The sequence below is a fragment of the Rhodopseudomonas sp. WA056 genome (assembly GCF_010906995.1).
Taxonomy (GTDB): domain Bacteria; phylum Pseudomonadota; class Alphaproteobacteria; order Rhizobiales; family Xanthobacteraceae; genus Rhodopseudomonas; species Rhodopseudomonas palustris_G.
In genome coordinates this window covers 1-20699 of the sequence record NZ_QPFS01000024.1, presented here as the reverse complement: position 1 = coordinate 20699, position 20699 = coordinate 1, and the positions used below count along the sequence as shown (strand labels likewise).

General features: G+C 65.1%; 16 protein-coding genes, 1 pseudogene, 2 riboswitches and 1 other annotated feature. Of the genes and pseudogenes, 3 read left to right on the top strand and 14 right to left on the bottom strand.

Annotated features, from left to right (window positions below):
* Window positions 1-10 precede the first annotated feature (10 nt).
* A protein-coding gene (locus DU475_RS07370) for an IS3 family transposase (protein ID WP_164631562.1) occupies window positions 11-1242 on the top strand; the annotation gives its coding sequence in 2 pieces (ribosomal slippage) (window positions 11-302 and window positions 302-1242; 1233 coding nt in all).
* Window positions 295-411: a sequence feature (AL1L pseudoknot), on the top strand. (Overlaps the previous gene by 117 nt.)
* A 102-nt stretch (window positions 1243-1344) precedes the next feature.
* Here DU475_RS07370 and DU475_RS24245 read toward each other — a convergent pair.
* From DU475_RS24245 to DU475_RS07300, 14 genes and pseudogenes are all read right to left on the bottom strand, one after another.
* Window positions 1345-1671: pseudogene (locus tag DU475_RS24245) on the bottom strand (transposase); the annotation flags it as partial.
* Complete coding sequence (locus DU475_RS24240) at window positions 1581-1949, bottom strand: IS5 family transposase (RefSeq protein WP_349644166.1); 369 nt, start codon at window positions 1947-1949, stop codon at window positions 1581-1583. The gene DU475_RS24240 and the pseudogene DU475_RS24245, both read right to left, overlap by 91 nt.
* A 227-nt stretch (window positions 1950-2176) precedes the next feature.
* Window positions 2177-2968, bottom strand: coding sequence for a class I SAM-dependent methyltransferase (locus DU475_RS07355; protein ID WP_164631560.1), 792 nt, complete (start codon window positions 2966-2968; stop codon window positions 2177-2179).
* The gene (locus tag DU475_RS07350) at window positions 2944-4434 is read right to left on the bottom strand and encodes an ABC transporter ATP-binding protein (RefSeq protein WP_164631559.1); all 1491 of its coding nucleotides are present in this window, start codon (window positions 4432-4434) and stop codon (window positions 2944-2946) included. The genes DU475_RS07355 and DU475_RS07350 overlap by 25 nt, the downstream gene beginning before the upstream one ends.
* Entirely contained in the window at window positions 4431-5204 is a 774-nt protein-coding gene (locus tag DU475_RS07345; RefSeq protein WP_164631558.1) for an ABC transporter permease, read from the bottom strand. The genes DU475_RS07350 and DU475_RS07345 overlap by 4 nt, the downstream gene beginning before the upstream one ends.
* Window positions 5201-6139, bottom strand: a complete 939-nt coding sequence (locus DU475_RS07340; RefSeq protein ID WP_164631557.1) for an ABC transporter permease — start codon at window positions 6137-6139, stop codon at window positions 5201-5203. The genes DU475_RS07345 and DU475_RS07340 overlap by 4 nt, the downstream gene beginning before the upstream one ends.
* Window positions 6136-7659 carry an ABC transporter substrate-binding protein gene (locus DU475_RS07335; RefSeq protein ID WP_164631556.1) on the bottom strand — a complete coding sequence of 508 codons (1524 nt, stop codon included), beginning with the start codon at window positions 7657-7659 and terminating at the stop codon, window positions 6136-6138. The genes DU475_RS07340 and DU475_RS07335 overlap by 4 nt, the downstream gene beginning before the upstream one ends.
* A gap of 76 nt (window positions 7660-7735) precedes the next feature.
* Window positions 7736-8515: a class I SAM-dependent methyltransferase gene (locus DU475_RS07330; RefSeq protein WP_164631555.1), complete on the bottom strand. Its 780-nt coding sequence runs from the start codon at window positions 8513-8515 to the stop codon at window positions 7736-7738.
* A gap of 48 nt (window positions 8516-8563) precedes the next feature.
* On the bottom strand, window positions 8564-10585 hold the full coding sequence (locus DU475_RS07325) for a TonB-dependent siderophore receptor (protein WP_164631554.1): 2022 nt from the start codon (window positions 10583-10585) through the stop codon (window positions 8564-8566).
* A gap of 804 nt (window positions 10586-11389) precedes the next feature.
* A complete protein-coding gene (gene metE, locus DU475_RS07320; protein ID WP_164631553.1) occupies window positions 11390-13756 on the bottom strand; it encodes a 5-methyltetrahydropteroyltriglutamate--homocysteine S-methyltransferase in 2367 nt (788 codons plus the stop codon).
* Window positions 13757-13861: 105 nt separating this feature from the next.
* A riboswitch (cobalamin riboswitch) is annotated at window positions 13862-14056 on the bottom strand.
* Window positions 14057-14234: 178 nt separating this feature from the next.
* Window positions 14235-15152 (bottom strand): methylisocitrate lyase, encoded by a 918-nt coding sequence (prpB, locus tag DU475_RS07315; protein ID WP_164631552.1) that lies wholly within the window; start codon window positions 15150-15152, stop codon window positions 14235-14237.
* Between the two features lie 10 nt (window positions 15153-15162).
* Window positions 15163-16347 carry a bifunctional 2-methylcitrate synthase/citrate synthase gene (gene prpC / locus DU475_RS07310; RefSeq protein ID WP_205524265.1) on the bottom strand — a complete coding sequence of 395 codons (1185 nt, stop codon included), beginning with the start codon at window positions 16345-16347 and terminating at the stop codon, window positions 15163-15165.
* A gap of 38 nt (window positions 16348-16385) precedes the next feature.
* Window positions 16386-17918, bottom strand: a complete 1533-nt coding sequence (locus DU475_RS07305) for an MmgE/PrpD family protein (protein ID WP_164631551.1) — start codon at window positions 17916-17918, stop codon at window positions 16386-16388.
* The gene (locus DU475_RS07300) at window positions 17915-18340 is read right to left on the bottom strand and encodes an acyl-CoA thioesterase (protein ID WP_012495871.1); all 426 of its coding nucleotides are present in this window, start codon (window positions 18338-18340) and stop codon (window positions 17915-17917) included. Before DU475_RS07300 ends, DU475_RS07305 begins: the two co-directional genes overlap by 4 nt.
* A 143-nt stretch (window positions 18341-18483) precedes the next feature.
* Here DU475_RS07300 and DU475_RS07295 point away from each other — a divergent pair, with 143 nt between their 5' ends.
* Window positions 18484-19908, top strand: coding sequence for a short-chain fatty acyl-CoA regulator family protein (locus tag DU475_RS07295; RefSeq protein ID WP_164631549.1), 1425 nt, complete (start codon window positions 18484-18486; stop codon window positions 19906-19908).
* A gap of 51 nt (window positions 19909-19959) precedes the next feature.
* Window positions 19960-20496, top strand: coding sequence for a hypothetical protein (locus DU475_RS07290; protein ID WP_164631548.1), 537 nt, complete (start codon window positions 19960-19962; stop codon window positions 20494-20496).
* 19 nt (window positions 20497-20515) lie between these two features.
* Window positions 20516-20699, top strand: a riboswitch (cobalamin riboswitch). This riboswitch is flagged as partial in the annotation.

Below are 20699 nucleotides of genomic sequence, written 5' to 3'. Positions count from 1 at the left end.
GGATGGAGCCATGACGAGCAAGACGACGAACAAGTTTTCCCCCGAGGTGCGCGAGCGAGCGGTGCGGATGGTGCTGGATCACGCTGGCGAGCATTCGTCGCGCTGGGCGGCGGTGACCTCGATCGCGGCCAAGATCGGCTGCACGCCGCAGACGCTTCATGACTGGGTCAAGAAGGCGGAAGTCGACAGCGGGAAGCGCCCCGGCGTTCCGACCGAGATGGCGGAGAAGCTGAAGGCGCTGGAGCGGGAGAACCGCGAACTCCGGCAGGCCAACGAGATCCTGCGCAAGGCCAGCGCCTATTTTGCGACGGCGGAGCTCGACCGCCGGTCCAAGCCATGATCGATTTCATCGACGATCATCGTGGGGCGCATGGGGGCGAGCCGATCTGCAAGCTTCTGCCGATCGCCCCCTCGACCTACCACGCTCATGTCGCCAAGCGGCGCGATCCCGCCAGACTGTCGGCACGGGCCCGGCAGGATGTAGCCTTGACGGGCGAGATTCGACGCGTGTTCGAGGAGAACTTCGCCGTCTACGGCGTGCGCAAGGTCTGGCGGCAGCTCCAGCGCGAGGGCTTCGACGTCGCCCGATGCACGGTCGCGCGGTTGATGCGGCAAATGGGCCTGCAAGGGGTGATCCGCGGCAAATCCATCAAGACCACGATCAGCGACAAGGCGGCGCCGTGTCCGCTCGATCACGTCAACCGGCAGTTCAAGGCGCCCAGGCCGAATGTCCTGTGGCTGTCCGACTTCACCTACGTGGCGACCTGGATCGGCTTCGTCTACGTCGCCTTCGTGATCGACGCCTACGCCCGCCGGATCGTCGGCTGGCGCGCTTCGCGCACTGCGCATGCCGGCTTCGTGCTCGATGCCCTGGAGCAGGCCCTGCATGATCGGCGACCGATCCATCGCGGCGGCCTCATCCACCATAGCGACCGCGGCAGCCAATACGTCTCGATCAAGTACACCGAACGCCTGACTGAGGCCGGCATCGAGCCTTCGGTCGGCAGCGTCGGGGACTCCTACGACAATGCCCTCGCCGAAACCATCAACGGCCTCTACAAAGCCGAGGTGATCCATCGGCGCGGCCCATGGCGAAGCTTCGAGGCCGTCGAGTTCGCCACCCTGGAGTGGGTCGACTGGTTCAACAACCGACGGCTCCTCGAGCCGATCGGCAACATCCCGCCGGCCGAAGCCGAGCAACGCTACTACGCCATGCTGGAGCGGCCAGCCATGGCCGCGTAACTTAAACCAAACGGCCTCCGGCAAACCCGGGGCGGTTCAGTAGGCTCTTGCGGTCTTTTCGTAGCGGGTGGCGATCCTTCTGAACTGCTTGAGGCGATTGACTCATCGCTCGACCACGTTGCGCCTTTTGTAGGCTTCGCGGTCGTAGTCAATCGGCGTCTTGCGATGAGATCGCGGTGGAATCACAGGCTCGATGCCGCGGGATTCCAAGTCGTTGCGGATGACGTCACTGTCGTAACCTCTGTCGCCCAAGAGTTTCTTGGGATTGACGTCGTGGAGCTCCATCAAGGCGTCGTAGCCCTTGACTTCGTGCGCCTCGCCGCCAGTGACATCGAAGGTCAGCGGATCGCCTTTGGCGTTTGTGCGGAGGTGGACTTTGGTCGAGAACCCGCCGCGCGAGCGGCCGAGCGCTTCCTGATCTTGATTCCCCCTTTTACGCCGGCTGCATGCTGATGCGCCCGCACGATCGTGGAATCGATGGCATGTTCCTCCTCGGCCGGCGGCCCCAGACTGGCAAGCGTTTCAAATACGGCGTCCCATACTCCGAGCTTGCTCCAGCGGGTGAAGCGAACGAACACGGAATTCCAGTTGCCATATCGCTCCGGCAGATCGCGCCACGGCGCGCCGGTCCGAAGAACCCAAAGGATGCCGTTGACCGTCCGGCGCTTATCTGCAACCGGCGGGCCGCGCTCGCCACGGCTCGGCACCAAGGGATCGATATTGCGCCATTCCCGATCCGTCAGATCCCCGCGACTCAAAGCTGCCTCCCTCCGAAAGGCAGTCTTGAATCAAAACACAATTCATCTGTCAAAAACCGTCAACACAACCTAGAGTTCTCCAGCACCCGTGAGCTTCGTCTCGGACAACGATGCTCCTGCGCAGCTACGCGATCGTCCGTCGACCAGTTTTTCGAGCTGCCCCGGCGTCTGAATCATCAAGCGATAGTGGGCTTTTGCGCCGATACGATGAAGTAGTGCCAATACCAATATCCGAGGCTCAGCCGGTCCTTGAACGACATCGTCTTCAGTTGCTCTTTCCAGATGCTCTGTAATCCGCCGTGCCGGATGTTCTCAAAACCGGCCTCAGCGAGCATCGCACACAGCCGGTCGCGGCGCAGTCCATCCCGGAAGTACACTTGGGACAAGATCCGCTGGTGAGTGTCCTCGTCCGAATGAGGCTTCGTTCCGCCCAATCTGTCGAGCCATCCGACGATCCGGCGTGCGATCCGAGCGGAGGTGCGCTTCGGCGCAGTCACCCAGTCGCCGTCGATGATCACCACCCGGCCACCCGGCCGGAGGACGCGCAGCCAATCGGCGAAGGCGGCTTCAGGATCCGGCAACGTCCAGACGAGATGGCGTGACACAACGGCGTCGAAGCGCTGATCCGGCATCATCGTGTTTTCCGCATCGCCGAGATGGAATTTGACCCGCTTCTGCGCGTTGACGTGTTTGGCCGCGGCTTGGGCGATCATCGGCTCGCACAGATCGATCGCCGTCACGGCAAGACCCATCGACAGCAGAACGGCCGTGATCTCGCCGGTCCCCGATGCGAGTTCCAGAACCTCGGACACCTCGGAGCCTGCGAAGTGTTCGCCAAGCAGCCTCGCCCAGGCGTCCCGCTCCCCGATCGAACGAATGCCGTGGCCCGGCGAATTGTCGAAAGTCTCCGCGCGGGACGACCAATAGGATCTAATTTCGTCTTTCAGCGTGTAGTTGTTGAGGGCCATGGTCTCCACCGCAGGGATCGATAAGCCGGGACGCCGAGCGGCACCGCATCATCGAGATGATGAATCGTGATCGAACGCTCGGTCATGCGGTCGATCAGATCGGCGTCGTGACTGACGAGCAGCACCGCGATCTTCTGCTCGATCGCGATATCGGCGAGCAGATCCATGATCTTCCGTTGCGTCACGACGTCGAGCCGAGACGTGGGTTCGTCCGCGAAGATGAAGGCTGGAGAGCACAGCAGCGCCCTGACGAGCGAGATCCGCTGCAATTCGCCCCCCGACACCTGATGAGGCCGCCGCTCCAAAATGCTCGCCGCGACACCGACACCGTTCAGCAATTGGGGGAGCGAACGCCCGCGGTCATTCGCGTGATCGAGAGCATCGCGAACGGTCGCCCCGATCGTTCTCCATGACGCGAAGGCCGCGCCCGGGTTCTGATAGATCTTCTGATATCGCCGCGTGTCCGACAGCGACCATGTCACGCGCCCCGCGGCCGGCGCGGCGAGCTTCAGCAGCACGTTCCCCAACGTCGTCTTGCCACAGCCGGATGGCCCGCAGAGACCGACGATCTCTCCGGCACGGGCGGATAGCGACAGCTCGGTGATCAGCGGACGACGATCCTCGCCGACGCTGATCGTGGCGCGATCCAGCTCCAAGATCGTGTCCGAGGGCGCATAGCGGCGGCGCGGCCAGCGCGACGGCTCCGCATCGACCAGATCGCGCACATAGTCAGTTCGCGGGGCCTGTAACACATCCGCCGTCGGGCCCGTTTCGACCACGCCGCCGTCCCGCAGCACCGAAAGCGTGCCGCCGAGCATGCGGGCGAACGACAGATCATGGGTCACGGCGACGATCGAGCGGCCCTCCGAAGCCAGCACGCGGAGCGCTTCGGCGATCTCCGCTCGGCACGCCGCATCGAGCCCTTTGGTCGGTTCGTCGACCAGGATCAGGCGCGCCGGCGACGCCAGCGCCGTGGCGATGCTGGCGCGCTGCGCCATTCCTCCGGAAATTTCACAGGGCAGCTTCGCTCCATCGGTGACGGGCGACAGGCCGAAGCGCTGCAGAAGTCCTCCTGCCACGAGGTTTGCACGCCCGCGACCCGCTCCGTCGAACAAACGAGGCATATCGGCGATTTGCCGCTGCAGAGTGCGGGTCTGGGCCAGCGCGTTCCACGGCTCCTGCGGTAGCAGAAACAGATCGCGCGACCACCGCGCGCGGCGCTCGCTCCCGGTCAGGCGGGTCAACTCCCGTCCGCCAAGAACGACCGAGCCGGAGATGTCGAGTTCGGCCGGAAGCGTGCCGGCGATCGCCGCGCAAACGATGCTCTTGCCCGCGCCTGTTTCACCCAGGATGACGTGAACCGCTCCTTTGCCTAGATGCAGGTCGACGTTGGAGATCAGCGGCCTGCCGCTCCGATCGGTCACGCTCAGCCGCTCGACGCTCAGCAAATCGTTGCCCCCGGTCATGGCTTGTCCCGATCGGCCAACAGCAGCATGCCGCCGACGCTGGCCACGACGGCGGCCGACGGCGCGATCAGCAGATGCGGCGCATCCGCGATGTAGGGCAGCGCCTCGGCGATCATGGTGCCCCACTCCGGCGCCGGCGGATTGAGTCCAAGCCCGAGAAAGCCGAGCGCCGCGACCTGAAGGATGGCCTGGCCGAACAGCATCGCGCCGAGCGCGGCCATCGGATCGGCAAGACGCGGCAGCACCAGCTTCAGCGCAATCGACCGACGCGGCAGCTTCACCAGAGCGGCGGCTTCGACCGCCGTACTTCGCATCGCGGACTCCGCGGCGAGGAGCGCGACCCGGCACGGCTCCGGCCACGACATCAGCGCGACATTGACGGCGATCGTGAGCGGCGTCGGCGCAAAGATGCCGGACAGAATCAGGATGCCGACGAATGATGGAAAGGCCTGGAAGATGTCGAGCAGCCAGCGGATCGGCCCACGAAGGCCAGGCACGAGAGCCGCGGCGAGCGCCAGGCCGGTGCCCAAGACGAGAGCGATCGTCATCGAGGTGACGGCGATCAAAAGCGAGGTCCGCGATCCGGTCGCGATCCGCGCGGCGACGCTGCGGCCGAGGCCGTCCGTGCCGAGCAGATAGTCCCAAGACGGTGGCTGCAAGGCGCTGGCCAGATCCTGTTCGTTCGGCGACGGCGTGATCGCCGGTCCGATGGCGGCCAGCGTCAGCATCGCCAGGATCAGCACGAGCCCGACTACCTGTAGTCGCGTCATGTTCTTGTCCGGCGGTCGAACAGCCGAACACTGAACTCGGCGAGCGTGTTGCAGACGACGATCAGCATGCCCACCACGAGCGCGCAGGCCTGCATCATCGGCACGTCCCGCGCCAGCACCGAATCCACCAGCATTTTTCCAAGGCCGGGATAGGCGAACAACTGCTCGACGACGGCTGTACCCTCGAGGTGAGCCGCGAGTGTCGCAAAGACGAAAGCGATGATCGGCGTCGACGACATCGGCAATGCGTGCCCGACCAATACGGCGGTTTCACCATGCCCCTTCATCCGGGCGAAGCCGATGCTGGGATGCTCCAACGCCTCGGCGATACAGACCGCGGTGAACAGTGCGATGCGGACCATCCCGCGCAAAGCGAGCGTGGCCGCCGGCAGAACCAGAAACGCAGCGCCGCCGTAACCGGCGGATGGCAGCATGTTCCATTTGATGGAGACGATCAGGACGAGAAGCAGACCGATCACGTAGGTCGGCGTTCCGGACGCCAACGCACCCGACAGCTTGGCGACCGTCAGCCCGGACGGCGTTCGGCCGAGCCAGAGGCCGAGGGGGATGCCGAATGCCACGGAGATGGGGATCGACAGCGCCACCAGCAGCAGCGTGCGTCGCAGCGGGGCCTCCAGCAACGCGGCGACCGGCTGATGAGTGACCACGGATCGGCCCAGATCGCCGCGCGCGAGCGCTCCGAGCCACTTGCCGAAGCGCACGACGGCCGGCTGATCGAGACCCAGCTCGCGCCGAACCGCCGCCTCGACATCCGGCGTGACGTTTTCCACGTCGTACCGCGCGGCGGCCACCTGAAAGGCGACGTCGCCCGGAAGATATTCGACCATCACGAAACTGAGCGACACCAGAACCAGCGTCACCCCGATCATTCGGAGCAGCAACCGAGCGAGCATCCGTGCCGCGAGCTCGATCATGCCCATTGCATCCGGCTGATCCGAAAACTTGCTTCGAACGGATCGCTGATCACGCCTGTCACCTGCTTGGTGTGGGCGAGCACATGTTCGTACCAGGAGTGGGGAATGATCGGCAGCGCGTCGAGCAGGATGCGCGTGATGGTCCGTCGCGCCGCCGTGCGAACCGCCTCGGAGGATGTGGACTCGTAGCCGAGCAGCGCATCGTCGAGCTCGTGCGAGCTCCATCCCACCGCGCCCCAGCCGCGGGCGGACGATGTCGAGAGGAAATCGTCCGACAGCGTCGCGACAGGGTCCGGCACGGCAAAATACGATCGGGTCATCAGTCCGAGCTGGAGACTGCCATGCCGCGACTTCTGCAGAATCCGCTCCGGCATCACCGTCTCGATCGTCACATCGATGCCGATCTTGCGCCATTGCGCCTGCATGACTGTCGCCAGAGGCAGCAATTCCGGCCGCATCGCATAAGTGCTGAGCGTGAACGCCAGGCGCTGCTCGCCGCGCCGGCGCGGGCCTTCGGCCTGACGCTCCCATCCGGCGGCCTGAAGCAACGCTTCGGCCTCGGCAAGATTGTAGTCCAGCGTTGCGACGCCCGGCGAACTCCATTCGGGCAGGATCGGCGGCATCAGCCCCGTCGCTGCAGCGCCGGGATTGCGCAGCACCGCCCGTGCGGCGGCCGCGCGGTCGAGCGCCAGCGACAACGCCCGGCGCACCCGGATGTCGGACAACCGCGCATCTGCGGCATTGACCATCACGTAGCGCAGACGCGGAGCCGGAGCTCGGACGACGCTCAGACTGGAATTGCGCGCCAGCCGCTCGGCGGCGATCGGCGAAACCACGTAGGCGATCTCCGCGTCCCTGGATTCCACCATGCGGGCGCGCGTGTCGGCGTCCGTCACCGCCAAGTAACGCACGCGCGTGATCGAAGCGGGCGAGTCTTGGCGCTTCGCTGACGACAATTCGAGGATGTTGTTGTCGACCAATGAGTCGATCTTGAACGGCCCCGTGCCGACCGGAATCCCTACCTGCCCCGCCGCCGCGTAGGATGACGGAGCCAGGATGATCGAAGAGGCCGCGGCCAGGATCGCCGGCAGGATCGCGAAGGGCCTGTCGAGACGGACGAGGACGCTGTCGTCCTCTGCGGCGATCGAGCCGATCGGCGCGCGATACAAGGCCGATGCCGGGATCTGCCGCGCGCGACCGATGCTGGACGCCACGATCTCAGACGACACCTTCGTTCCGTCGTGAAACCGTGCGGACGGATCGAGCGAAAACCGCCACGTCAATCCGTCGGCCGACGTCTCGCTCGCGATCGCCAGGCAGGGCTCGATCCTGCCGAGAGGCCCGACCCTGAACAGCCCCTCACCGACCTCGAGATTCTGCACCAGATAAGGAGAGACGGTTACGTCCTCACCGGCCAGACCGGTGGCTCCGACGACGCGAAGAGTGCGGTCACTCGCACGTGCAGCCGGGATCACCGCAGATGCAAGAGCCGCAGCGAGCAAATGTCGGCGGGTCAGCATCTGCGCAGTCGTTGGACACTGCGTGCAGCGCCCTCGCCCTGCCGCCGCATCACCGAAGACGCGAACAGAGCGCGTATCATCGCGGCTTGGCGCAGGACAGGATGAAGCTGTCCGACAGACCGACCTTCAGACGCGTCGCAAGACTGGCTCCGCGGCGCTGCGCCTTTCGAACCGGTTCGAGGTCTTCGATGCGGAAATCGCCGAAACCGGCCTCAGTCAGCATCTGCCGGAGCGCGTGCGGCCTCAAGCCGCGGCTGAAATAGATCTGTCGCATGATGGCTTCATGCGCCGCCCAATCGATCACCGGGGCCTGCGTCCCCTCCCGTCTCTCCATCCACTGCGCGAGCTTGCGGCGCCAGCGCTTCAGCAGCGAGATCTCCGCGAAGTCGCCGTCGATGATCACGATCCGGCCGCCGGGGCGGACGACACGGTACCAATCGCGAAAAGCCGCCATCGGGTCGACCAACGTCCACACCAGATGCCGCATCACGATGGCATCGTGGCTTTCGTCGTCTTCGCGCGTATCCTCCGCGTCGCCCAGAAATAGCGACAGATCGGAAGCTCCGGCGTGTTTGGCCTTCGCCTTTCGCAGCATCGCTTCGGTCAGATCCAGCCCCGTGACGCGGAACCCGAGCGCCAGCAACACCGACGTAATCTCGCCGGTGCCGAAGGCGAGCTCCAGCACGTCGGCGCCGGCCGGCGCCGCCACATGGCTTCCGATCAGATCGAGCCATGCGGCCTTCTCGCCCGGAGCCTGCATGCCGTGCAGCGGGGACTGATCGAACGTCTCGGCCCTGCGACTCCAATACTCGCGGATCTCCTCCTTCAACGCGAAGTTGGCCAACTGCTGAGACATGCGGTTTCCTCCCCGGAGACGATCGAGACATGGCGCCGCGAGCGCCCCTCAGAACGTACTCTTCATGGTGAGCCACACCGTGCGCGGCTGGCCGGGATAGACATTGGTCGTGGAGCGGACCTGATCGTAGTAGACCGTGTTGGCGATGTTGTAGACGTTCAACGAGATCTTGGTCGTCTTGTTGAGGGTGTAGTAGGCCAGCGCGTCGAACTTGACGTAGCCCGGCACGGTGAAGCTGCCGCCGGTGGCATCGCCCGCCCGCGAATCCGCGGCCGAGACGCCGCCGCCCAGTCCGAGCCCTGCGAGCATTCCCGACTGCCATTCATACACCGCCATCATCGAGCCGCTGTTCAGCGGCACGTTCGGGAAACGCGCGCCGATGGGCAGCGTCACGTCCTGGGTGATCCTGGCGTCCGTATAGGCGTAACCACCGATCAGACGCAGTTCGCGCGTGACGTTGCCGACGACGTTGATGTCGAAGCCGGTGCTGGTGACCTGCCCGGCGGTGGTGCTGAAACCCGGATTGGCCGGGTCCGCAGTCAGCACGTTGTCCTTGACGATCTTGAACGCGGCAGCCGTCACGCTCAGCTTGTTGCCGAGCAGATCCCACTTGGCGCCGGCTTCGTAGCCGATGCCGGTTTCGGGCGCGAATGCCTGCCCGGTCGCTGTCCCGGCAAAGCCGGTGTCGGAATCGAGATTAGGCCTGAAGGATTTGGCGACATCGGCGAACAGCGTGAAGTTCGGCACGATCTCGTACGTCACACCGGCTTTCGGAATCACGGGATCCGGATTCTGGGTGATACGCTGACCGGTGATCAACTGCCGCGCATCCTGATCGTAGTTGTCGTAGCGAACGCCGACCAGCGTCTTGAGCTGCGAGGTCCATTCGGTCTGCAGCGATCCGTACAGCCCTAAAGTATCGACGCGATCCTTGAACAGCGACAGGACCGTGGCAGGCGGCTTGGCCTGACCATAGACCGGATTGTACACGTTGATGCTGTAGGGATTGGTCGTGTTGTTAGACCGCCGAAAGTCTTCGAGATCGGTGTAGTGCTCGTATTCGAGCCCGGCCAGCAGCGTGTTCTTGATGCCGCCGATGCCGAAATGGCCGACGGTTTCCAGTTGGGAGTTCGATGACGCCCAATTGTAATCCCGGAACGTGTTGCGTCGCGTCAGGATGCCGGCGGCATTGACCGAGACGGGCTCGGCCGTCCAGCCGTACAGACTCCCCTCTTTGTACTGAGTGGCGAATCTGACGAGCCAATCCTTGTTGATATCGTGCTCGACCCGAAAACTCCCAAGGACATACTGATTGCGGATCGGGCCGTCGTTGGGCTCGCCGAGGAAACGGGAGATCGGCAGCGAACCGACATTCTTGTTGACCGCGACCAGACCGCGGTCGAACGGTCGATCGTCCTTCAGGTATTCGCCCTCGAACGTCACCCGCCAATCGGCGGACGGCGAATAGGACACGACCGGAGCGACGAAAACACGCTTGCTGTCGATGAAATCGCGGAAGCTGTCGCGCTGGTCGAACGCAGCGTTGATGCGGCCGAGCCACGTCTTGTCGTCCGACAACACCTGGTTGGCATCGATCGTGGTGCGCCGCATGCCGTAGGAGCCGACCGTCCCCATCAAGGTCACGAAGTTGCGGTCGAGCGGCTGCTTGGTGATGACATTGTAGAAGCCGCTCGGATCACTGCGTCCGTACAGCGCGCCGGACGGGCCCATCATCACTTCGACGCGCTCGACATTGGCGGCGTCGTCCGGCTCGTAACGGCGAACCGCGGAGATGCCGTTCTTGGCGGCGTTGCGGGTCGGGAAGCCGCGGATGTTGAACTCGTAGTTGTTGAGGCCGCCGAAATTGTTGCCGCGGGTCACGCCGCCGACGACGTCGAGCGCGCCGGCCACCGTCGTCGCATTCCGATCGTCGAGCACCTGCCGGGGCACGACCACGATTTCCTGCGGGATATCCTTGAGCAGCGTATCGGTCTTGGTGCCGCTGGTGGTGCGGGTGGCGCGATAGCCGTCGACCGGGCCATTGCCACGTTCAACCGTCGCAGGGCGCACATCCGCCGCAGCCGGATTTGGCGCAGCGGGCGGCGCGTTCGGCCTTTGCGCCCGTACAGCGCGACGCTGCGTTGCCCGAGTTGGCTGGGCAGAGCGCTGCGATTGGGGCTTCTGACGCGCCACGGGCGCATCGACGGTCACCGCCGGCAGACCCGTCTGCGCTGACGCACCGTCCGCGTAACAGGCGCACAGGGCGGCGAGACAAACCGAGACCATTGCGGCCGAGCGCAGCGGTCGTCCGACTCCAGACTGAAACGACGGCAGGAGCTCGCCCCGACCCCACCGAATAATTGTCGAATGCGAAGCCCCGCAACCACGCGATGGACCACGCCCTACGACACGCCCCCCGGCTTCGCTCAACGCACTCTCCCACTCGTGTATGAACTACCTAACAAAAGATCATACAACCTGGCAAGGCGAGTTGGTTCCAGCGGGTGCTCTATTTTTGGTCCATCCAGAAGCTGGATGAGCAATTCGATGTCGGAGTAGGTGCACAGCCGACTATCACCCACTGGTCGGTTCAGCACGGCAGGAGGCGACGATCTGCAGTTCGGCCGTCCGCCCTCCGCAAGAAGCCGAAGCAAGGAGGGCGTCCAGGTCGCGGTCGCCTTCGCAGGAACCCGGCCTCTGCGATCTCGCCAATTAAACACACCAGGCCGGCCATTGGCCGATCCTCATCCCCCGCGACCGGAACGTCGCCAACGCGATCATTCGTCGGCCCGACAAGTTTGGAGGCCCCCGGCACCCAGCCGGAGGCCTCCCCGATGGCAGCACGTCACAAGCACCGTTCAGAGCGGCGCCACTTCATCCCGCACTGATCTGGCGAATGTGCCGCGCTGCCTCGACCATATTGATGAGCGCCCCCTGGACCTCGTCCCAGCCACGCGTCTTCAATCCGCAATCCGGATTGACCCACAATTGCCCGTCGGACAGCCGCTGCCGCGCGAGCTGAAGCAGCGTCGTCATCTCCTCGACCGACGGCACCCGGGGCGAATGAATATCGTAGACTCCGGGACCGATCTCGTTCGGGTACTTGTAGGTCTTGAACGCGTCGAGCAGCTCCATCTTCGAGCGCGACGTCTCGATCGAGATCACATCGGCGTCCATCGCGGCAATCGCGTCGATGATGTCGTTGAACTCCGAGTAGCACATGTGCGTATGGATCTGGGTCTCGTCCATGACGCCGGACGAGCACAGCCGGAAGCACTCGACCGCCCAATCGAGATACCCCTTCCATTCGGAGCGGCGCAGCGGCAAGCCTTCGCGCAGCGCCGCCTCGTCGATCTGGATCATCGTGGCGCCGGCCTGTTCGAGATCGCCGACTTCGTCGCGGATGGCGAGCGCGATCTGGCGGCACGCCGTGCTGCGCGGAACGTCGTCGCGGACGAACGACCAGTTCAGGATCGTCACCGGTCCGGTGAGCATGCCCTTCATCGGCTTGGCCGTGAGCGACTGCGCGTACTTCCACCAGCCGACCGTCATCGGCTTCGGCCGCGACACGTCGCCGAACAGGATCGGCGGCCGCACGCAGCGCGAGCCATAGCTCTGCACCCACCCCTCCTTGGTGAAGGCGAAGCCGGAGAGTTGCTCGCCGAAATACTGCACCATATCGTTGCGTTCGAACTCGCCGTGGACCAGGACGTCGAGGCCGACCTTCTCCTGCCACTGAATCGCCCGGGCGGTCTCGCCGCGCAGGAACGTGTTGTAGTCCGCATCCGAGATCGCGCCCTTGGCATGAGCGGCGCGGACCTGGCGGATCTGGGCGGTCTGCGGAAACGACCCGATCGTGGTAGTCGGAAACGCCGGCAGCTGTAGCCGCTGATGCTGCAATGTCGCACGCGCAGCAAACCCGCTGTTGCGATGGATCATCGCGTCGGTCACCGCCGCGGCGCGGCCGATCACCGCGACGTCGTGCACTTTGGGCGACTTGCGCCGCGTCGCGGCCGCCTTGGCCGAGGCGGACAACTGGTCGTGCACCGCGGCCCGGTCGCCGCTCAAGGCCCTGCCCAGTGTCGACAGCTCGCCCATCTTCTGCAGCGAGAACGACAGCCAGCTCTTCAGGTCCGGATCGAGGCCGGCTTCGAGTTCGAGATCGACCGGCACATGCAGCAGCGAACACGACGGCGCCAGTTGCACGCGGTCGAGCCCACGCTGCTGCACGATCGGTTCGAGGCGATCGAGCAGATCGGGCAAATCAGCGCGCCAGACATTGCGCCCGTCGATAATGCCGAGCGACAGCACCAGATCCTTCGGACCCTTCGCGATCACAGCGTTGATCTGCTTCGGCGCCCGCACCAGGTCGAGATGCAGACCCGCGATCGGTAGCGCCAGCGCGGTCTCGAGATTGTCGCCGAGCCCGCCGAAATAGGTCGTCAGCATGATATCGAGATGCGGCAGCTCGCGCGCGATCTGGCCGTAGGCATCGCGAAACGCCAGGCGCTCGCGATCGTCGAGATCGAGCACCAGCGCCGGCTCGTCGAGCTGAACCCACTTCGCCCCCTCCGCCGCGAGCCGGCCGAGGATCTCGATGTAGACCGGCACCAGCTTCGACAGCAGCGACAGGACGTCGAAGTCGGCATCCGCGCACTTGCCGAGCTTCAGATAGGTGACCGGCCCGAGCAGCACCGGACGGGTGTCGTAGCCGAGCGCCTTGGCCTCGCGATATTCCTCGAGCGGCTTGAGCGATACGAGCTGGAAGCTCTGCCCGGCGGAAAATTCAGGCACCATGTAGTGGTAGTTGGTGTCGAACCACTTGGTCATCTCCTGCGCCGGGACGCCCTGCGGTGCAGAATCGCCGTGGTGATGACCATTGGCGCAACCATGCCCTGCGATTTCGGCCTGGGTGCCGCGCGCCATGGCGAAATAGGTAGCAAGTGAGACCGGCCCCCCTCTCCACCCATAGATCTCGGGAATCGCGCCGACCATCACGCTGGTGTCGAGGACCTGATCGTAGAGCGAGAAGTCGTTCGACGGAATCACGCTGACGCCGCGCGCTTTTTGCCGCGCCCAGTTCGCCGCGCGCAACGCGGCCGCAACTCGCAGCAGGTCGGCTTCCGTCGACTTGCCGGCCCAGAAACTTTCGAGTGCGGATTTCAGCTCGCGCCGCGGCCCGATCCGCGGTGTGCCGAGTGTGGCGACGGCAAGAGACGTAGTAGTTGTGAGAGAAGACATGGCTCAACCCCAAAAGTTGGGGGCAAGGCCTAGCGACGCGGCATGATTCCCCGAACCGCAAGCACGGCGGGGCCACAAGCGCACCACCGGGGCACCCCGCCCGTGGACGTTTCGTTCGACGAGGCAGGTCTCCTGGCTCGCGGGTCATCGCCTTCGTTCGACCTTCCCGGGATCGCTCCCAGTGGCTTTGCTGAACGTCGGCTCGCCGCTGACAGTTGCGGGGGCAGCGCCGGCCTTGCACCGGCTTCCCTCTTAGCTCCGGACGATACGATCCGAAGAACCTCGACGGCGATCACTATGGCGAGGATGATCCAAGGCTGTCAAGCGATCCACGCTTCGATCATCTCAACTAATTAGTTTCCCCCGCGCAAGACGCGCAGCAACAGGCAGAAAGACTCTGTCCTACCGAACCGGAGCTATCAGCTTCCGCCGCTCGGGACGCGACATCGGCTTGCTACCCGCCGATTCCGTCTCTCGCCTATGATCCGGCCGACGCCGGCGCGATCGATCGAACGATCGACGCATCCAGCGCCTCGAAGCGGTCGAGCCCGAGCGTGTCGTACAGCTCGGCGCGGGTCTGCATCTCGCCGAGCATCGCTTGCGTGCTGCCGTCCCGCCGCAACGTCGCATAGAGCTTCTGTTGCGCCTTGTTGGCGACGCGCAGCGACGACACCGGCCAGATCACCATCCGGTAGCCCATCTGCTGAAACTCGTCGGCGGTGAAGAACGGAGTCCGGCCGAATTCGGTCATGTTGGCGAGCAGCGGCACGCCCGGCATCCGAGCAGCGAATTCGCGGAACATCTCGGCCGTGGTCAGCGCCTCGGGAAAGATCGCGTCGGCTCCGGCCTCGATGTACAGCCTGGCGCGCGCCACCGCGCCGTCGATGCCTTCGCTCGCCGCCGCGTCAGTCCGTGCGATCAGATAGAGATGTCGTCGCGCCTTCGCCGCGGCGGCGACCTTGGCGGCCATGTCGTTCGCGTCGGCGAGCTTCTTGTCGTTGAGATGGCCGCACTTCTTCGGCAGGAGCTGATCCTCGATATGAACCGCCCCCGCGCCGGCATCCTCGAAGGTGCGGACCATGTGCATGACGTTGAGGGCCTCGCCGTACCCGGTGTCGCCATCGACCAGGGTGGGAAGGCCGCCTGCCCGCGCGATCTGCCGGATGAAGAACGCCACCTCGTCGACCGTGATCATCCCGAGGTCGGGAATCCCCATCGACGCGGTCATCGCGGCGCCCGACAGATACAACGCCTCGAAGCCGGCGGCACGCGCCTGCAGTGCGGCCATGCCATTGTGCGCGCCCGGCATCCGGACGATGCCGCCGCGCTCGATCAGCGAGCGGAACCGCACGCCTGCGGGGTCGGTGGGGAGATCGGCAGCAACGAGATACGGCATGGTTTCACTTTCAGGCATGACAAGAAGACGGCGCGTGGCCGCGTTGTTCGATCGGCACGAACAGACGATTCTCCGGTCCGACGTAGTTCGCGGTCGGGCGGATGATCTTGTTGTCCTGCCGCTGCTCGATGATGTGGGCGCTCCATCCCGCCGTCCGTGAGATCACGAACAACGGCGTGAACAGCGAGGTCGGCACGCCCATCGCGTGATAGGAGACGGCGCTGAACCAGTCGAGATTGGCAAACATCTTCTTGGATTCGTGCATCACCGCCTCGATCCGGTCGGCGATCTCGAACATCTTCACCGATCCGGCCTCGACCGAAAGCCGCCGCGCGACTTCCTTGATCACGCGGTTGCGCGGGTCGGCGATGGTGTAGACCGGGTGGCCGAACCCGATCACCACCTCCTTCGCAGCCACTCGACGGCGGATGTCGGCCTCCGCCTCCTCGGGAGTCGCGTATCGCTTCTGGATTTCGAACGCCGCTTCGTTGGCGCCGCCGTGCTTGGGACCACGCAGCGCTCCGATCGCGCCGGCGATCGCCGAGTAGAAGTCGGCGCCGGTCCCGGCGATGCAGCGCGCCGTGAAGGTCGAGGCGTTGAACTCGTGCTCGGCATACAGGTTCAGCGAAGTATGCATCGCGCGGACGTGGGACTCTCGCGGTTTGGTCCGGTGCAGCAGATGCAGAAAGTGACCGCCGATGCTGTCGTCGTCGGTCTCGACCTCGATGCGGCGGCCGGTGTGGGCGAAGTGGTACCAGTACAGCAGCATCGAGCCGAACGAGGCCAACAGCCGGTCGGCAATGTCACGCGCCCCCGGATGATTGAGGTCGCCCGCTTCCGGCAGAACGCAGCCGAGCGAGGACACCCCGGAGCGCATCACATCCATCGGATGCGCCGCCGCCGGCAGTGCTTCGAGGGCACTGCGCACCGCCGCCGGCAGCCCGCGCAGGCTTCGCAGTCTGGCCTTGTAGGCGGCCAGTTCCGCGACCGTCGGCAGGGACCCGTGCACCAGAAGATGCGCGATCTCTTCGAACTCGCAGGTCTCCGCCATGTCGAGAATGTCGTACCCCCGATAGTGCAGATCGTTTCCGGTTCGCCCGACCGTGCACAGCGCGGTGTTGCCGGCGATGACGCCGGACAACGCGACGGACTTCTTCGGCGGAGCGCTGTGACGCGCAATCGCGTGGTCTGTCATTGCTTCCTCCCTGGTGATTAGAATTGTTCGGCCCCAGCTTACGATCCGGACTTCCAATCGAAGATGCCGGCCGGCGACGCCACCCCGAGCCGGAACGGCGCGACAGCGAAGCTCAGTCCGCCGAGCTCGGCCGAGCTCAACTCGGGCAGCCGGTCGACGAGTTCGAGGAAACGGTCCTGCTCCGACTGCTCGACGACGCCGTCCGCCAGGGTGCGGAACTTGCCGACATACTGCTCGCGGCGGAACGGCCGGCGCCCGAACGGATGCGCATCGGCGACGGCGATCTGATCCTCGACGATCGATCCGTCGTCGAGGGTGACCACGACGCGGGCGCCGAACGCCTTCTCCTTCGGATCGCGGCTGTGATAGCGCCGCGTCCATTCCGGATCTTCCACCGTCGACACCTTGTGCCACAGCGCGATCGTGGCAGGCCGCGCCGCACGCTCAGGCGCGTAGGACTGCTCGTGATGCCAGCCGCCGTCTTCGAGCGCGACGGCGAAGATGTACATGATCGAGTGGTCGAGCGTTTCGCGGCTCGCGGTCGGGTCCATCTTCTGCGGATCGTTGGCACCGGTGCCGATCACATAGTGGGTGTGATGGCTGGTATGCAGGACGATGCTCTTGATCTTCGACAGATCCGGCGTCCGCTCCCGCAGCACCGGCCCCATCCGTCGCGCGAGGTCGATCAGCGCCTGGCTCTGATACTCGGCGGAGTGCTCCTTGGTGTACGTCTGCAAAATCGCCCGCTTGGCCTCGCCGTGGTCCGGCAGCGGCACCTGATACTCCGCCTTGGGGCCGCCGAGCAGCCAGGCGATGAAGCCGTCCTCGCCCTCCCAGGCCGGCGACGGCGCGCCTTCGCCGCGCATCACCCGGTCGACCGCCTCGACCGCCATCTTGCCGGCGAACGCCGGGGCGTAAGCCTTCCAGCTCGAAATTTCGCCCTTGCGCGATTGCCGCGTCGTGGTGGTGACGTGCAGCGCCTGCTGGACGGCCTGATAGATCACCTCGGGCGGCAGCCGTAGCGCCGTTCCGATGCCTGCTGCGGCGGAGGGGCCGAGATGCGCGATGTGATCGATCTTGTGCTCGTGCAGGCAGATCCCGGTGACGAGATCGACCTGGATTTCGTAGCCCGCCGCGATACCGCGGACCAGCGCGGCGCCGTCGAGGCCGCAGTGCTGCGCCACCGCGAGAATCGGCGGAATGTTGTCGCCCGGATGCGAGTAGTCCGCCGCCAGATAGGTGTCGTGGAAATCCAGCTCGCGGACGGCGACGCCGTTGGCCCACGCCGCCCATTCGGGCGAAACGCGCCGGTCGAGCGCCAGCCCGAACACCGTCGCGCCGGCGCGATACGGATGCGCCATCGCTTGCGCCCGGGCGCTGGCGACCGGACGCCGGGCGATCGACGCAGCCGCCACGGCGGCGTTGTCGATGATCCGATTGCCGATCATCTCGACCACCTCCGGCTCGACGGCGACCGGATCGGCAGCGACCTCGGCGATCTTCCAGGCGAGCTGCTCGGCGCGGGGCAAACGGTCGGCGGAACGGGCGGTACGGACGGTATGCAGCTTCACGAAGTGGTCTCCTGGGTGATGGTCGTCGTCGATGAAAGTACTTGCACGGGCGTCGGTCTGCCGGCCTTGTCGACGGCGACCATTTCGAACGAGCCGCGGACTGCGAGTTGCCGGGCACCGGAAATCAGCGCTTCGCTGACCACGTCGACGACGACGGTCATCGACGAGCGCCCGACCCGCACCACGCGGGCAGTCAATTCGACGAGATCGCCGACCTTCACCGGAACGTGGAATTCGATCTTGTCCGATGTCGCCATCACGATCGGTTGGCGCGCCCGCCGTGTCGCCGCGACGAAGGCGGCCTTGCCCATCAGGTTGAGCGCGTTGCCGCCGAACAGTGTGCCGTAGTGATTAGCTTGCTCCGGGAAAATCATCTCGACGAAGCGAGTCTCGTGTGGAGCATCGAAGCTCGTCACGCTCATGGCGCCACCTCCTTCGGCTTGTCTTGGCGTATGGTTCGGCATATTGGCGAACGCAGGCCGCCGTAAAGCACTAAACCTGCGAAGATTTGCAAAGCGGGGCGCGGCGAGTTGCGAAGATTGCGAAGTCGGTGGGCGGAGGCGAGATGAAGAAAGCGTATGTAGGAGCGCGGCTGCGGCGGCTGCGCGAGCAGCGCGGCATGACGCAGCAGGCGCTCGCCACGGCCGTCGGCGTCTCGCCGAGCTACCTCAATCAGATCGAGAACAACCAGCGTCCACTGACGGTCCCGGTGTTGCTGAAGCTCAACGCGACGCTGGGCATCGACGTGCAATTGTTTTCCGAGGACGACGAGGCACGGCTGATCGCCGACCTCAAGGAAGCGCTGTCGGACCCGCTGATCGGCGAGAGCATGACGTCGAGCGACGTGCGCGAGCTCGCCTCCAACATGCCGGCGGCCGGGCGAGCCCTGGTCGCGATCTACCGGCGCTATCACTTCGCGCTGGAGCAGTCGTCGGCGCTGGCGGCGCGCCTCGGCGACGATCGCCAGGATCGTCCGGGCGCGCCGGTGTCCACCCCGTTCGAAGAAGTCCGCGACTTCTTCTATGCGAGGCACAACTACATCGCCGAGCTCGACGAAGCCGCCGAACTGACCGCGGCAGACGTCGGACACACGATCCAGCAGGTCGCGGCCGCTTTGGTCGACCGCCTGCGATCGCGGCACGGCGTCGAGGTCAGGATCACCGAGACCGACGACCAGAGGCTCGACCTGCAACGCAGCTTCAGCGCGGGGGACCGAACCTTGCGGCTGTCGGCACGACTACAGCCAGGTCAGCAAGCGTTCCAAATGGGCACCCAACTGGCGTTTCTGGAACATCGCGAAACGATCGACGCGCTCGTCGGTGAAAGTCCGTTCGGCGACGAAGCGTCGCGCAAGCTTGCACGGATCGGGCTCGCCAACTATTTCGCCGGCGCGTTGCTGCTGCCCTACGGGGTATTCCGCCAGAAGGCCGAAGCGGTCCGCTACGACATCGCACGGATCGGCCGGCATTTCGGCGTCGGCTACGAGACCATCTGCCACCGTCTCAGCACGTTGCAGCGACCGGGCGCACGCGGCGTGCCGTTCTTCTTCATCCGGGTGGACCGCGCAGGCAACATCTCGAAACGTCAATCGGCGACCGATTTCCATTTCTCCCGAGGCGGCGGGACGTGTCCGCTGTGGAACGTCTACGAGGCGTTCTCGCAACCCGACCGGATTCTGACTCAGCTCGCCCGAATGCCGGACGACCGCACCTATCTGTGGGTGGCGCGCACCGTATCGCACGATCAAGGCGGCTATCACGCGCCGCGCAAGACTTTCGCGGTCGCGCTCGGATGCGATCTGCAGCATGCCGGGCGACTGGTCTATTCCGACGGCCTCGATCTCTCCAATCCGTCGATCGCAATTCCCATCGGCGCGGGCTGCCGGATCTGCGAACGGCCGGCTTGCCCACAGCGCGCCTTCCCCCCGGTCGGCCGCACGCTCCACGTCGACGAAAACTGCAACTCGTTCTCACCCTATTCGACGAATTGACCCGAACTGATCGAGACGAGACAGTGCGCGCCGGGACCGCCGTGGTGAAGCATGACCTCGAACGATCAGGACACCTGCAAGCGCTATGTGTGGTTCGGTCCATGTGATGATGGTATCGCGCTGCGGTTCGAGCCGACCTTCGCCGTTGCGCTCGGTTCAGGCCGCCGTGCGAAAGCGGTGATCCGCCGGGTGCTGAGGCTGCTGCGCAGGCTGAAGCTCGAAGCGACGCAGGACGGCTACGGAGCGAGCGCGACGATACGGCAACCGTCGTTCGACATGTCCGGCCTGCTGACGGCGATCGACGCGGAGATCGCCGCCTTCCAAGCCGAACGGATCTACCCGAAGGAGGTCGACGAGATCCTGGCGATCAGCTCACGCGAGCGCCGTCGCTGGACCAAGGACGGCCGGCTGCCGACGTCCGGCCACACCTCGTTCCGCAGCGGCAAGAACTCGGTGTTTCTGGTGCTGTATCCGCCCGCCCCGATCACGGCGCTCGCGCACCGTCCAGAGCAGATCGAGGCTTGGCGCCGAGCCGATGCGGCCGCATCCGCGCCCGCGAGCGGCAGCAATGACACATCGACAGCTTGACAAGAACGGTAGCCAGAGCACTACATATTGTATTCGCGGTCTCTCGAATCGTTTGATCGAGGGCTAAGAGGGAATTCGGTGCGGCGTTACCGCCTGAGCCGGAGCTGCCCCCGCAACTGTCAGCGGCGAGCCGACGTCATCAGGCCACTGGGAGCAATCCTGGGAAGGCGGACTGAGGCAATGACCCGCAAGCCAGGAGACCT